The organism is Streptomyces sp. NPDC050528 (genome assembly GCF_044457795.1).
Taxonomy (GTDB): domain Bacteria; phylum Actinomycetota; class Actinomycetes; order Streptomycetales; family Streptomycetaceae; genus Streptomyces.
The window spans coordinates 180,668-195,323 of record NZ_JBITHH010000009.1; the positions used below are offsets into that span (position 1 = coordinate 180,668).

Genomic DNA, 14,656 nt, shown 5'->3' on the forward strand with positions numbered 1-14,656 from the left:
GTGATGCGGTGAGCGACGACAGTACGACCGCACCGGCCCCGCAACCGACCTCGGAGGAGAACCGGCACGCCAGTTGGCTGGAACTGTTCTTCGACCTGGTCGCCGTAGCGGGTGTGGCGCAGATCGCGCATCTGCTGCACGGTGTGCCGGATGTGTCCGACCTGGGCTTGTACGCGCTGCTGTTCCTGGCCTTCTGGACGGCGTGGATCTGCTTCACCCTGTACGCGAACGTGGCCTACGAGAACACCCACGTCCGTACGGTGCTGGCCGCGATGTTCGGCATGGCCGTCATGGCCGCGGCGGTGTCGGGGGTGCACGAGGGGGACGACCGGCACGCGCGGGTGTTCGCCCTCGCCTACGTCCTGATCCGGGTGCTGGCGAGCCGGGCCTGGCAGCACCGTCGCCAGGTCCTTGTCGACTGGCCGGCCGCTCAGATGTCGCTCGGCGTGATCCCGTGGACCGTCTCCCTCTGGGCGCACGCTCCGACGCGCTACTGGCTCTGGGCCCTCGGTATCGCCCTGGACCTGTACGTCACGTTCGCGGTCTCCGCACGCGACCTCGCCGAGCACCAGCAAGCCCGGGAGCGCCACGACAGCCGGACCGCCCGACGTGATTCCGCCCGGGGCACGTCGCTCGCGCGGTCCCAGACGGAGCACCTGAGCGAGCGGCTCGGCCTCTTCGTCATCATCGTGCTGGGCGAGGGCGTCGCCCAGGTGGTCGAAGCCACGTCGGACGCGGAGTGGGACAAGAAGCTGTACATGCTCGCCGTCGCGGCGTTCTTCCTGCTGGCCACGCTGTGGACGTTGTCCTTCGAGCACGGCTATGCGGGAGTGCCGCAGCTGGCGGCAGGGGTGCTGCCCGCCCGTGCGGCGCTGCCGCTGCACTGTTTCGTGTCCGGTTGCCTCGCCGCCCTGGCCGCCGCGCTGGGAGCCGCGGCCGGACACCTGGACACGTTGCCGGACGCCACCCGATGGCTGCTCTGCTCGTCGCTGGCCGGGTACTTCATGCTCAGCGGACTCGCCTGGCTCGGCCGGGCCGGGCGGGAACGGCGGTGGCTGCTGTCCGTGGCCCTCCCCTGCTGCGTACTGCCCCTGGTGCTGGCGGCGTTCGGCGCGCATGTCCGCACCGTGACCGTGGTCTGGCTGCTCGTCCTGATCACCCTGTGGCCGGTCCTCTACGAGCGACGGGCGACGAAGTCGTCCAAGAGGGCGGTGCGGACCGGGACTTGAGCCGTCGGGCGAGGTTGTACCGGTGGCGCGGACTCGGGCAGGCTGACCTCCCCGCCGCCGGCAGGAGCGGGACGACCAGAAGGAGTCTCAGGCATGATCGACTGGGTGCTTCTCCGTACCGGAGCACGACCCGTCCCCTCGCCCCTGGCCACACCACTGGTCTGGGCCGCGGCATCCGGCGGCGCGTTGGCGCTGGTGGCGCTGCTCAATGTGCTGGTAGGTCCCGGTCGCCCGTCGCCGGCGCTGGCCGCGCTGTCCCTGCTCTCCGTACTGCTCGGCCTGTGCGCCCGCTTCACGGCGGCCCCCGGCACCGCGGTGCTGTGCTGGCTCTTCCTCAACGGCTTCGCCGTCCCGCCCGCCGGCACCCTCACCTGGGCCGGGCACCGCGACGCGTTCTGGCTCGGCTGCCTGTTCACCGCCGCCGTGGTGGGCACGGCCCTGGCCCGGCTCCTCCACGCCCGAGCCGCCTACCGCCGTCTCAGCACGGACATCGGCGGCCCGACCCGGACCGGATCCTGAACGGCGTGGCCGCTCGCCGGGCCATACCACCGTGCGGCCGCCCAGGGCGCCCTCCCCGAGCAGGCCACTCGGTCGGGTGACGGCCGACGCCATCGTCACTGCTCACCGAACCGAAAAGAGCCGTTTCCGGGCTTCATGGCCAGATCCCTCCTATCGTGGAACGACACAGTGACCCTCGGCGTCGAAACGGGCAGGCCATGCAGGATCCGGAGATCGACTACGAGGCGGTCTTCCGCGACCTGCCCGGCATGGTGGCGCTGCTCACCCCCGAGCTGGTCTACGTCGACGCCAACCAGGACTTCGAGCGCCTGTCGGGACGCAAACGCGAGGAGCTGGTCGGCCGCTACATCTTCGACGTCTTCCCCGAGAACCCCAAGGACCCGGCGGCGGCCGGCATGCGCGAGACCCGGGAGTCGATGCTGCGCGCGGCGACCACCGGCGAACGCGACACCATGGCCCTGCTCCGATACGACATCGAGGACCCCCTGCGTCCCGGCCGCTGGGTGGAGCACTTCTGGAGCCCCGTCAACGCGCCCATCCGGGACCGGAACGGCGAAGTGACACTGATCGTCCACCGGGTGGAGGAGGTCACCGAGTTCGTCCGGGCCATCGACGGCCGGGCCGGCGACAGAAGGGCCCGAGTACTGGAAGCCGAGCTGTTCACCCGGGCACGTGAGTTGCAGGAGGTCAACGAGCGGCTGCGCAGGGCACACGCCCACGAGCGCGAGGTGGCCCTGACCCTGCAGGCCGCGATGCTGCCCCCGCCGCGACCGGTCGGCCACCACCGGGCGGCCGTCCGCTACCGGCCCGCCCTGGACGCCCTGAACGTCTGCGGCGACTGGTACGACCTCGTCGACCTGCCCGACGGCGGAATGGCGGTCGCCGTCGGCGACGTCGTCGGACACGGTCTGGCGGCCGCCTGCGCCATGGGCCAGCTGCGCAGCGCCCTGAGCGCGGCCTGCAGGGTCGCCGACGGGCCGGGCTCCGCCCTGGAGGCCCTCGGTCTCTACGCCCGTTTCGTCGAGGGCGCCGAGTCCGCCACCGCGGTGACGACGTTCATCGACTGGGACGACCACACCATCACCTACAGCTGCGCGGGTCACCCGCCCCCGGCGCTGCTCCACCCCGACGGCACGGTGACCTTCCTCGACCAGGCCACCGACCCGCCCCTGGGCGCCAGACCCGAGCATGTCGGCCGACCGCAGACGAGCATCGTCTTCCCCGCGGGCGCCACCCTCGTGCTGTACACCGACGGACTGATCGAGCGGCGCACGGAGGACATCGACCGCGGTCTGGCCCGCCTCGCCGACTCCCTCACCCACCACCGGGACGCGGAGCCCGAGCCCCTGGCCGACGCCCTCCTCGCCGACCTGCTCCCCGCCGAGGGCAACACCGACGACACGGCCCTGGTCGTCCTGCGTCTGTGACGACGGCTTCGCCCGGCGCCCCGGCCCGACCGCCGGCTACGGTCCCCACTCGTCCCACCTGCCGTGGCGGCCCGTCAGCCTCCCGTTTCCGGTGCCTGGGCCACCCTCGACTCCCGCTTGTCGGCGGGCAGTTCCTGTTGGACTCCGCGGCGCAGGCCGAACAGGGCGACGACGAAGGCGACGGCCATGATCAGGCTCATGCCGAGCAGCACCGAGCGGGTCGCCTCGGCCACGCCCAGCCGGACGAAGTGCGGAATGGACGCGGTCCCACCACTGCCCTGTCCTGAGCTCAGCTGGGAGATCGACCTGGCCTCCCGGCTCGCCGCGTCGTGGCCCATGCCCTGCGCGGTCAGGGACCTGGTGATCCGTGACTGCAGCACCGAGGCGAAGATCGTGCCGAGGACGGCCAGGCCCAGGCTGGAGCCGTAGTTGCGCACGGTCTGCGTGACTCCGGTCGCCTCGCCGTAGGAGAGCTGGGGTACGCGGTTGACCGCGTCGGTGTTGGACTGTCCCAGCATCAGCCCCATTCCCGCGCCCGTGAGCACGATGCACCACACGATGCGGCTCTCGCTCAGCTCGGTCACCCGGCCCGCCCACAGGAAGAAGCCGACGCAGGCCAGTGCGCAGCCCAGCACCACGGGCCGCTTGGCACCGATCCGGTCGAGCATGCGTCCGCCGACCTGCGCGGCCACCACGAAACCGAGGAAGAAGTAGAGCAGATCGAGGCCGGCCTCGGACGCCTTCTTTCCGAGGGCGACCTCCGCGTACACGCTCGTGAAGAAGAACACCGGCACGAAGGCTGCCATGGCCACGCCCAGGACGATGTTCTGAACGGAGAAGGCCCGGTCGCGGAAGAGTTCGACGTCCAGCAGCGGATGGGCCGTCCGCCGCTCGACGAGGACGAAGACCACGAGCAGCAGCAGGCCCACGACGATGCACAGCCAGGTCGCCGCGGAGTGCCAGCCCCACAGATAGGACTGCTGGAAGCCGAAGATGCTCAGGCCCACACCGGCCACGATGAGGGCCAGTCCGCGGTAGTCCATGGGGGCCGGCCGGTTCGGGGTGTGCGGACGCGCCAGCGCGATGAGCACCAGGGCCACGACGGCGACGGGGATGTTGACCCAGAAGATGGCCCGCCAGGTCCATTGCGTCAGCCAGCCGCCGAGGATCGGACCGACCGCGGTGAGACCGCCGGCGACGCCGAAGAAGAGGGCGAGTGCCTTGCCGCGCTCCTGCAGCGCGTAGGAGTTGACCACGATGGCCAGGGCGGCCGGGTACAGGAGCGCTCCGCCCGCTCCCTGGAGCGCCCGGAACGCGATCAGCCATCCCTCTGCGATGCCGCCCTTGGGCGTCAGTCCGCACAGTGCGGACGCGACGGCGAAGACGATCACCCCGAGGACGACCATGCGCCGGTGCCCGACAGTGTCCGCCAGCCGTCCCCCGAAGGCGAACAGGGCGGCCATCGCCAGCAGATAGGAGTTGATGGCCCACTGCACACCGGTGTTCGTAAGCCCCAGCTCCTCCTGGATGTTCGGTGCGGCGATGGACACGATCGTCTGGTCGATGAACGTCATCGCGACCGCGAAGATCATCGCGGCAAGTGTCAGCCGTCGGGGCGAGGAGGCGGTTCCAGTTCCGGACATCGGTGTCCTTTCAGCCGTGCGCGCTTACGCGGGCCGACGGTCCCCCTGCGGTCGGCGCCGGGCGGTACAGGGCATGCCGAAGAGGTTCAGCGGAACACGTCATACCGGCATCTCCACTCGCCTCGATGAGGCTCATGGTCGCCTCCATCTGCGACTTCCGCATCCGTCGGCCGGCCCGGCATCGCCGGGAGATGCCGGCGTCCGCCGCGGCTCGGCACGGTGCCGAGGGGAAATGCCACCTCTACGGCGCCCTTGAGCTCGCCTGCTCCGAGCGGGTTGGAAACGACCGCCGGCACGTCACACATCCTCTGCCGGGCGAAGTCCCCGCGATGGCACGCGAGCGGCCACTCCACGATCACCGGCCGTTCGGACGGGCCGGCGTCCACCCCGGATGGACGCCGCCCCTTCCCCGAACGGCCGCGACACCGCGCCGGCAGGGCCGGAACGGGTCTGGTTGTCACCTGACGTCGACGAAATCGCCTGTCGCCGTGGACGGTCCGGTGGTGGGAGTACCGGTGAAGAGGAAGCGGTAGTAGCCGTCGGTCTTGGCCTTGGTGGTGGTTTTCAGCGAGCCTCCGACACCGCTGGTGACGGATTTCAGCGCCGTGTAGACGGAGCTTCCCTTCTTGCGGAACTGCAGTTGGACCGTCCGCCCCTGGTAGCCGGTGTAGGTGCCGCTCTCCCAGTTGGCGCGGGTCAGCTTCCCGGTGACCGTGATCGTCCTGCCCTTCTTCACCGGCTCGGGCGAGGCGTTGACCGTCACCCGGGCGTACCGCTTGAAGTTCGCCGTACCGGCGACGTCGGTCTCCGTCCAGTTGTCGTCGGTGTCCTGCGCCCCGGCGAGTACCTTCCAGGCGTCGGCGAGGCCGTTGTGGTCGAAGTCCCGCGCGGCGCTCACCGCGATGCTCACCTTGCAGGTGGAGGTCGTCGGGTCGGCCGACGACACCGCACATGTACCCGCCGGCGGATACAGCGGCAGGATGCCGTCGGCGTCGTCGGTGTTGGGACCGTGCCACAGATAGGCCCAGGACGCGGCAACGCCCTCCGGGTCATGGGCCGTCCACGTGATCGTGACGGTCTTTCTGGTGGTCAGGCCGAGCACGATGTCCTTGCCTCCGTTGACCACGACGTTCGAGAACGTGGTGTCGTCGGCAGCGGCCGGGTCCGCCGCGCGGGCGGTTGCCGGAAGCACCGATGCTGAAAGGGCGGCTGTCAGGAAAGTGACGGCCACGGCCGGGCGTATACGCATGAAGTCCCCCCTCGGGACACTGGGTTCGCCGCCTCCCCGCGCGACGAGACCTGACGGTGTGTCATCGGTGGCTAGACCCGTGAGGGACGGTCCCGGTTGCCCTGTTCTCCGGACCGGTTCCGGCAGCCGCCGGGCAGGGAGGCGATCAGGACCCGCGAACGAAGACAGCCCGGAGCATCACCCCGCGCGGCTGCACGTATATCGCGTTGTGGGCTCAAGGGCGCCGCCATAGGGTCACCAGCATGTCTCTACGTCTTCGCATGCGTCGAGCGCTGCCGGAAGCGATGCGGGCGCGTGACAGGGCCGCGGTGAGCGCCCTTCGCACAGCCCTTGCCGCGCTGGACAACGCCGAGGCTGTCCCCGTGGAGGAGACCGAGCTTCACGGCTTGGCCGTGGAGCATTCGCCGGTCGGTGCCGGCGCCACCGAAGCGGCTCGGCGTGAGCTGAGCGAGGACAGTGTGGTCGAGGTCGTGAAAGCCGAAGCCGCCGAACGACTGGAGGCCGCGGCGCAGTTGACCGCGCCCGTACACGCGCACCGGGCCGCACAACTACGCGCCGAGGCCGCCGTGTTGCTTCACTTCCTCAACGGTCCCGGCACCTCGTCCATGATCCCGCCGACCACGGCGGGCGAATGAACCTGACGCTCGATCAGGCACACGTCAGCGTGGGTGTCCCCCCGTCACCGTGGTCGTTGCCGTTCCCATCACCCGCGTCACCGACCTTGAGGTCGATCACCTGGGCACCGCTGACGTCTACGTCGATCGGCACCGCGGCCTGTTTGCCGCGGATCGTCGGCGTGGTGACCAGCGTCTTGCCGTCGGCGATCACGGAGAACGTCACCGTGCGGACCGGTCACACCCACCGAGGGACACCCGCCTCGGGGTATGCACACGAAGGAGTCGCAGCCGCGCCCACCCGGACAGAGCGTCTGGGTGGGCGCGACGAGAACGGGTGGCGGTGGGGGTCAGGTCGCGGTCAGTGACAGGTCGGCCGTCGTGGCGCGGCCCGGCCGCAGGGTCACCTCCTTGGATGCCGTTCGGTGGTCGGCCGCGGAGGCCGTGATCCGCAGCGGGCTCCGGCGGGCGTCGAACCAGAGGTCGTAGTGGCCGTCGGAGTCCGTGCGTACGGTGTGCACGAGGTGGCCGCAGCCGGTCGTCCCGGCGTGCGCCACCGGGCAGACCAGGACGGTGGCCGCGGCGAGCGGTGCTCCCGTGCGCTTGTCGGTGACCGTCCCGGAGAGATGATCCCAGGTGTGGGGGATCTTGACCGTGAGGCTGACCTTCACCAACGCTCCGGCGTAGGGAGCGTCGGTGCTGTAGGTGAGCCGCGCGGTGTACGTACCCGCCGTGGCCACGGCGGAGGCGTCCGCGCGGACGGTGACCGTGGTGGACCGGCCGGGGGCGAGATCGAACGAGGTCTTGTCCGCCGACAGCCAGCTGACGTCGTCACCGTCGCACTGGTCGTGCCCGGGCAGCACCTCGGCCGAGGAGACGGCGTCCAGGGCCGCGGTCATGCCCCCGATGCGGTAGATCCCGCAGGCGCCGCCGGCCCGGAGGACGGCGGAGCCGGTGTTGGGCAGCCTGGACCAGGAGTTGGACACCGGGTCGTATTCGACGACGGTGTTGACCGCGGCCGTTCCGACGATGCCGCCGACGACCTGGAGTCTGCCGTCGTTCCCGCTGGCGGTGGCGCCCCAGCTCGCCTCGGGCATGTCGGCCGCACGGGTCCAGGTGTCGGCGGAGGGACTGTAGCGGTAGGTCTGCCCCTTGCGGGGCGCGACCCCTCCACCGACGACCGTGATGCCGCCGGCGCACACCAGTTCACCGGTGATACCGGTGCAGGCTCCGCGTTCCATGGTGAACGGGTAGTCGGCGCGGCGGGTCCAGGTGTCGGTGGCCGGTGTGTAGCGGTAGACGGTGCTGACGCTGTCTCCGCAGCCGGATCCGGTGCAGCCTCCGATGACGTAGAGGCTGCCGTCGAGGGTGGTCACGTTCGGCATGCCGATCGCCTGGGGCAGATCGGCGAGGCGGGTCCAGGTGTCGGTGGTGGGGTGGTAGGCGTAGAGCGTGGCGCGGGCGCCGTCCGAGGTCCAGCCGCCGACGACGTACATGGTCCCGTCGACGAACGCCCCGCCGGGTGATTCCAGGGCCTCGGGGAGGTCGGCGATGGGTGTCCAGGCGTCGGTGGACGGGTCGTGCACATAGCCGCGGTCGAGGTACTCCCCGCCGAAGAGTCCGGAGACTCCGGCGACGGAGTAGACCTTGCCCTGGTAGGTGCCCACGGCGTTGTCCATGACGGGCTCGGGGTAGTCGGCGATGCCTGTCCAGGGACCCGTCGATGCCGTGGCGGACGGTTCGCTCGACGTGCTCTTCGTGGCCGAGGGGAGGGAACTCATCGGTCCGGGTGAGTAGTTGCCCTTCACGCGCAGCGTCGGAGCGCCTGCCGACGAGTCCGACGTGGTCGTGGAGATCCCGTCCGGTGAGGTGTAACCGGTGCTCTGCTCACCGAGGTTGACGTGCAGCGGCGCCCGCCCCTTGTTGGTGAAGGTGACCTTCTTGCTCGCCGATCCGCCCAGTGTCTCGCTGACGGAGAGACCGGACGAACTCACCGCCAGGCGGCCCGCCTTGAGCGTGCGGTCGAACCGGTTGACCTTGTCCGGCCGCGTGGTGAAGGTGCCGGTCGAGGTGGTGTAGCGGGCGGCGGCGGTCCGGTACGTGTGCCGTCCGACGGGGGCGCTGAACAGCCAGTAGTAGCCGTCGCCCAACGCCGGGTCGTCGGGGGTCGCCACGGTGGTCGCCGTGGTGTAGCCGTCGGCGGTGTCGGTGATGGTGGCGGGCGTGATGGCGTCACCCGTGTTGCCGTCGACGACCTTTCCGGCGACGATGCCTCCGCTCACCGCCGAGCAGGAGCCGACGGTGACGGTGTCGAGCTGCCAGATCGACAGGCCGCTGCCGGAGTAGTGGAAGCGCACCTTGACGTGTTTCGCGTTTGCCGCCTGGGTCAGGGGAACCTCGACGTGGCCCAGGAACTCGGCCGTGTCCCGGTGCCACACCGTGGTCCACGTCGCGCCCGAGTCGAGGCTGAGGTCGACGTCGGCCACGGAGTCCTTGCTGGCGGCGTAGAGGGCGTCGAAGCCGAGGACGGGTGCGCTCTGCCCTGCCAGGCTGAAGGTGGGCGACACGAGTTCGGTGTCCTCGTGGACACCGCCCCGGCCCCAGGGATCGGCGGCGGCCCAATTGCCGGTTCCGCCCGTGTAGTTGGCCAGGAAGCTGTCGGCGAAGTCCCAGGTGGCGCCGTCCGTCCCGTGATCGACGACCGTCCAGCCGTGCTCCGGCGTCGTGCCGGTCCAGCCTCCGAAGTCGGCCGCGCCCGGGTATGCGTGGCCGGGTGCGACGCAGGCCGTCAGGTCCACGTCCGGGGCCACGTCGGCACGTACGTCGGCGGTGCCCACCGGGACACTCAGGTCCGTGCTCAAGTAGCCGGGGTAGACCGGGGCCACGTGGACGGCGTAGGTGGTCTTCTCCGGAAGGTCCACGCTGTACTTGCCGGTGTAGGGGTCGGTGTAGAGCGCTCCGTTCGGATAGCCGTCGATGGTGATCTTCGAGTACAGGGGCCAGCCGTGCCCGCTGCCGTCCTTCACCGTGCCGGAGACCGTACGGGTGGGCAGTTTCACCAGGGTCAGGTCGGCGGTGGTGGTCTGGTTCTCGGCGACGCCCACTCCGGAGCTCGTCTTCTCCTGGTAGCCGAAGTCGGTGGCGGTGATCCGGTAGTCGCCCACCGCGACGGGGAGGTCGTACGCTCCATCGGCGTCGGTGGTGACGCGGTACTCCCGGCCGTCCGCCGATTCCTCGGAGATGGCCAACGCAGCACCTGCGAGCGGGGCGCCGGACTTGCTGTCGGTGACGCGTCCGGACAGCGTTCCATGGACGCCGAAGGCCAGCGCGGACACGCCGACGGGAGTGCCGAGACCCGTCGGTCCGTCCCAGCCGGCGCCGGCGGTGCACACCACCGTGCCGCAGTCGTCGTTGGACCCTTCGGTGACATCGGTCAGCCCGGAGGCGTTGATGTACGGGTACGTCACCGGGTAGGTGCCCTCGACGGGCGTGCCCGCCAGCGCGTACATCGCCGTGATCAGCGGCGCGGAGAGGCTGGTGCCGCCGACCTGCAACCAGCCGTCCTCGCCCACCGTGTCGTAGACGGCCAGACCGGTCGCGGGGTCGGCGACCGCGGAGACGTCAGCCGTCGCGCGGGTGTCGCAGCCGGTGGTGAGCCCCCGCTGATAGGCGGGCTGGGCCTCGTACAGCGAGCAGCCCGATCCGCCGGAGGTCCAGGCGGACTCCGTCCAGCCGCGTTCGGTGTCCTCGGTGCGGGTCAGCCGGGTACCGCCGGCGGCCACCACGTCGGGGTTGGTGGCGGGCCAGTTCTGGACGTGGCCGGTGTCGCCGGTGGACGCGACCACGGCCACCCCGGGGTGGCCGTAGTGGTGGTCGAACGCGGTCTCGGAGGTGCTCTCGCTGGGCAGGCCGTAGGAGTTGGAGACGTACTTGGCGCCCATGCGTACGGCGGTGTCGACCGCGGTGCCCAGGTCGTCGAGACCCGCCGAATCACCCTGCACGAGAAGGATGTTGCACGCCGGACAGGCGGACGAGACGGCGTCGAGGTCGAGCGCGGTCTCCAGTGCCCAGCCCTCGTTGTCGGCGGGGTAGTCCGTGCCACCGCTCTGATCGACCTTGCGGAAGCAGGAGTTGGCGGTGGTGCACTCGGGCAGCCCGTAGTACGCGCGGAACGCGGCCAGGTCGGCCTCGGCGTGGGAGTCGCCGTACGCGTCGACGATCGCGACCGTCCTGCCCTCGCCTCCGGCCGGAAGGTCGTAGGCGGCCTGGATGTCGGCCGGGCCCAACGCCGCGGACGGGGGCGCGCTCGCCTGCGGCTGGACGAGGTGGTCGGAGCCGGTGCGCACGTCGGCGAAGCACTGGGCCACGCCGTCCTTGAGGCTCGGATTGTTGCAGCCGGCCGGGACGTAGTTCTGCGGGACGTTGTCCTGCGGCACGGCGTTGAGGAGGTCGGAGGACTTGGAGGGGGCGGCGTCGGACGAGGAGGCCGAGGAACTGGGGGTGGCCGCGGCGGCGACCGGTGATATCGCGGCGAGGACTCCGGCACCGAGACAGCCGGCTATGAGAAGGGAGAGGGGAGCGCGCATGCGCGCACGTCTTGAGGACAGCAAGGGGGCACCCTTTTCGTCGCGTTCAGGACCCGGTCGGGCCGGGATCAGAGGGGTTCGTAGCCGCTGTACGAGTCGTCCGCGCAGTCGGGGTCTGCCGTCGTGTCGTCGGCGGGTACGCCCGGTGCGGCGGGCGTCGGTTCGGGGTGGCGCTCTCCGGTGGGCGGCACGTCGGTGTGCTGCGCTCCGGTGGCGGGGATGTCGGTACGGGCGCTCGGTGCGCCGGACTTCGGTTCGGGGGGTGTGCTGCTCATCCGATGGATGACGCCCTTCCGGTCATGCCCAGGTGCAGGCCGGCTCGGGGATCGTGCGCGCACTGAGTATCGATGGTCGCCGTGTGTCCTCGCGATGGGGCGGATGACCTAAAGATCGGAGCGCGAGCCGGTGTCGTGGCCTTCGGACGGGGTGATTCCGGCCTGTGTCAGGGTGACCGCGAGTGCGGTGCGCGAGGTCACCCCGTATTTGCGCATCGCGGAATTCAGTTGCGCGGCAACGGTTTTCGGGGATCGGGAGAGTGCTCGTGCGATGGCCGGGTTGGTCAGACCGGTGAGCATCAGCCGGGCCACTTCCAGCTCGCGCGGTGACAGTTGGTCGCCGTAGCCGCGCCGCCCGCCGCGCCATACCTGTCGTACCGGCGCCCCGGCCGCACGCAGCGCGAGGTGTACCCGGTCGGCGTCCGTCCGGGCTCCCAGAGTGGTGAATCCGGCCTGTGCACGGGCGAGTTCGGTCAGCCCGGTGTCCCGGTCCCCCGCTGTCAGCAGGCAGTCGGCCCGGCGTTCGGCCGCCAGTAGTGCCTCATACGGCCGGGGCAGGCGCATCCAGGCGGTGACTGCCCGGCCGAAGGCGGCGGCTGCCTCGGCGCTGCGGCCCTCTCCTTGTGCCAGCATTCCGCGACACGTCTCCAGGGCTGCGTCCGCTGCCGGCAGGTTCCTGCCGGCGAGCCCCTCGGCCAGGTCCGCGACGAACTGCCGTGCCTGGTCGGGCCGTTCGACCGCGAGAAGCGCGCCGGTCCGGACCGGTGCGAACTCGGTGGCCCACAGCCAGATGTTCTTGCGGGCCACGACGTCGGCCGGTCCCTCCGTCAACTCCAGCGCCTCGGCGGCCGACCCCTCGGCGAGCCGGATCCGCGCGAGGGCGGCCGCGGGCTCCAGCGGCAGATCCACGATGCCGCGTCGCAGCCCCGCGTCGAGCACCTGGCGCAGTCGCTCCTCGACGGTTCCGATCCCGCCTTCGGCCGCCGCCGCGGGGCCGGGATCCGCTCCGCTGCCGCCGACCGCCCCGTCCAGCAGGGCCGTGATCAGCAAGGCGTCCAGCTGAAGCAGGGGTTCCTCGTCCACCGCTGCCAGGGCGGCGGCTCGCTCGGGCAGTCCGTCCCAGGCGCCGGTGAACCAGTCCAGGTGCACAAGCGTCACCAGGATCATGTCGTGCAGCCGCAGGTGCCGGTGTTCCTCGGCCCTGGCCAGCCCGGTCGTCAGCAGCGCTCTGGCCTCGCCGTAGCGGCCCCAACGCATGGCCGCGTTACCGATATTGAGTCCGCTGCGGGTCAGCTGCATCACTCCTGCGGGCGTCGTCTCGGTGTCGGGCAGCTCCGCGGCCACGGCCCAGCCGGCCTCGTCGCCCATGTCCAGCAGGGCGGTTGCCCGGTCCACCACAAGAGCCAGCCGCTGGTCAGCCGTCATCGGCAGCCGGGCCGCGTCGGCCGCCCGGTCCAGCCAACGGCGGTGCTCCCCGGCGGACATCAGGGTGCTCGGCGGACTGCCGAGCGTGGTCATCGCCCAGGCTGCCTGGAACGGTTCGTCGGCCAGATCCGGCAGTGCCCTCTCCAGTTCCGCCGCACCGGCCGCGTACTCGGCCACCTGTAGCAGCATCCTCCCCAGTTGGATACGGACGGCCGCGCGGTCGTGCGGGGCGAGCGCCTCCCCGTCCAGCACCCTGCGCAGCGCGCGGATCAGGTCGCCGCGGGCGACGAGCCCGGCGAAGGCCAGGACCGGCATCTTCTGTGCCCACCGGGCCACCGAGGCGGCGGGCGGATCGCTCCCGGTGAGCAACTCGTGCAGCAGTCCGACGGCGGTGCGATGGTCCCCGGAGGCCAGCGCGAGGTCGGCGGTCCGTTCCGCGTACTCCCGCCACTGCCCGGTGTCCCCCGCCTCCCGGTAGTGGTGGGCGAGCCGGGCCACCGGCTGCGGCGTCATGGCCCGCAGCGAGCGGCCCGCTCCAAGGTGCAGGGCCCGGCGATCGGGGGCGGGCGTCATGTCGTAGACCGCGCGGGCCGCCAGCGCGTGCCGGAAACTGACCCGGCCGGCCCGGTCCTCGCCGAGCAGTCCACTGCGTACGGCGGCGTCGACGGCCCCTCCGGCAACGTTGTCCGAGAGCCCGCTCACCGTCGCGAGGACGGCCGGGCCGACCGGTTCGGCCAGCACGGAGGCGGCCTGCAGCACCCGTTGCGCGATCGGGGTGAGATGCGAGACACGCTCGGCGACGGCATCCCGGATCGTGGGCGGCACAGCGATGTCCGCCAGCGTCCTGCGTACCCACTCGCCGTCGCGCCGGACCAGATCGGCCCGGTCGCGCAGCAGCCGAACGGACTCCTCGATCGCCAGCGGCACTCCGTCGGTCCGCTCCTGGAGGAACGACGCGAAAGCCTCGGAGACATGTTCCCCGTCGAGCATCGACGACATCAACTCGGCGGTCTGCGGCACGTCCAGCGCACCAAGACAGATCCGTACGTGCCGGGTGCCGGCCGGGGGCCGGGAGGTCAGCCGCATCAGTACGGAGTCCGGCGCCACGTCCTCGGGACGGTAGGTCAGCACCAGGCTCATCCGTCGGGAACGGCGAGAGGCGAGGAACAACAGGAAGTCCAGGGTGGCCTCGTCGGCCCAGTGGACGTCCTCCAGGACCAGCACGCCGACTCCCATGGCGTCCAGCAGCTCGGCCAGCGCGCGGAAGAGCCGGTGCCGGGCGGCGCCGGCGTCCGACAGCGCCTCGGGGGCCGACGGCAGATCCTGCCCCCACTCGGGGAACAACGGTCGCAGCACCCCGGCGAGGGAGGTGAGGCTCAACTCGGCCACATCGGGCCGGGCTTCGCGGGCGGCATCGACGACCGGGCCCAGGGTGAGTGCCTCCCGGAACGGAGGGCATACGGCGGCCAGTGGCCGCTGGGCAGCGACACCGGGCTCGTCCAGCGCCTCCTGAACGAGCCGGCTCTTGCCGATACCGGCCTCGCCCTCGACGAGAACCGTGGCCGGCGGCCGGGCCAAGGCGTCGGTCAGCCGGTGCAGTTCGGCCGCTCGACCGACGAAACGCGGAGCGCTGAGGCTGGGCAGCACGCGCGGGAGGCCGTCCTCCGCAGAGCGCTCCATCCGACCGCC

10 protein-coding genes are annotated in these 14,656 nt (G+C 71.1%); 4 read left to right on the plus strand and 6 right to left on the minus strand.

The window, feature by feature from the left end; translation table 11 throughout:
- The first annotated feature begins 8 nt into the window (after positions 1–8).
- The 3 genes from ACIBK4_RS29945 to ACIBK4_RS29955 all read left to right on the plus strand — a co-directional run bounded on the left by ACIBK4_RS29945 (position 9) and on the right by ACIBK4_RS29955 (position 3,175).
- Positions 9–1,229 (plus strand): low temperature requirement protein A, encoded by a 1,221-nt coding sequence (locus ACIBK4_RS29945; protein ID WP_398999493.1) that lies wholly within the window; start codon positions 9–11, stop codon positions 1,227–1,229.
- A gap of 93 nt (positions 1,230–1,322) precedes the next feature.
- Entirely contained in the window at positions 1,323–1,748 is a 426-nt protein-coding gene (locus tag ACIBK4_RS29950) for a hypothetical protein (protein WP_398999495.1), read from the plus strand.
- Between the two features lie 197 nt (positions 1,749–1,945).
- On the plus strand, positions 1,946–3,175 hold the full coding sequence (locus ACIBK4_RS29955; protein WP_398999497.1) for a PP2C family protein-serine/threonine phosphatase: 1,230 nt from the start codon (positions 1,946–1,948) through the stop codon (positions 3,173–3,175).
- Positions 3,176–3,249: 74 nt separating this feature from the next.
- On the opposite strand, the gene ACIBK4_RS29960 is transcribed toward ACIBK4_RS29955, so the two are convergent.
- Positions 3,250–4,818: an MFS transporter gene (locus ACIBK4_RS29960; RefSeq protein ID WP_398999499.1), complete on the minus strand. Its 1,569-nt coding sequence runs from the start codon at positions 4,816–4,818 to the stop codon at positions 3,250–3,252.
- 457 nt (positions 4,819–5,275) lie between these two features.
- Complete coding sequence (locus ACIBK4_RS29965; protein WP_398999501.1) at positions 5,276–6,067, minus strand: hypothetical protein; 792 nt, start codon at positions 6,065–6,067, stop codon at positions 5,276–5,278.
- Between the two features lie 284 nt (positions 6,068–6,351).
- Here ACIBK4_RS29965 and ACIBK4_RS29970 point away from each other — a divergent pair, with 284 nt between their 5' ends.
- Complete coding sequence (locus tag ACIBK4_RS29970; protein WP_399000076.1) at positions 6,352–6,702, plus strand: hypothetical protein; 351 nt, start codon at positions 6,352–6,354, stop codon at positions 6,700–6,702.
- Between the two features lie 13 nt (positions 6,703–6,715).
- On the opposite strand, the gene ACIBK4_RS29975 is transcribed toward ACIBK4_RS29970, so the two are convergent.
- The 4 genes from ACIBK4_RS29975 to ACIBK4_RS29990 all read right to left on the minus strand — a co-directional run bounded on the left by ACIBK4_RS29975 (position 6,716) and on the right by ACIBK4_RS29990 (position 14,647).
- Positions 6,716–6,907, minus strand: coding sequence for an NPCBM/NEW2 domain-containing protein (locus tag ACIBK4_RS29975; RefSeq protein ID WP_398999503.1), 192 nt, complete (start codon positions 6,905–6,907; stop codon positions 6,716–6,718).
- A gap of 124 nt (positions 6,908–7,031) precedes the next feature.
- Positions 7,032–11,267 (minus strand): carboxypeptidase regulatory-like domain-containing protein, encoded by a 4,236-nt coding sequence (locus ACIBK4_RS29980; RefSeq protein ID WP_398999505.1) that lies wholly within the window; start codon positions 11,265–11,267, stop codon positions 7,032–7,034.
- A gap of 68 nt (positions 11,268–11,335) precedes the next feature.
- Complete coding sequence (locus ACIBK4_RS29985; protein WP_398999507.1) at positions 11,336–11,542, minus strand: hypothetical protein; 207 nt, start codon at positions 11,540–11,542, stop codon at positions 11,336–11,338.
- 108 nt (positions 11,543–11,650) lie between these two features.
- Positions 11,651–14,647: a helix-turn-helix transcriptional regulator gene (locus ACIBK4_RS29990; RefSeq protein WP_398999509.1), complete on the minus strand. Its 2,997-nt coding sequence runs from the start codon at positions 14,645–14,647 to the stop codon at positions 11,651–11,653.
- Between the last annotated feature and the right edge of the window lie 9 nt (positions 14,648–14,656).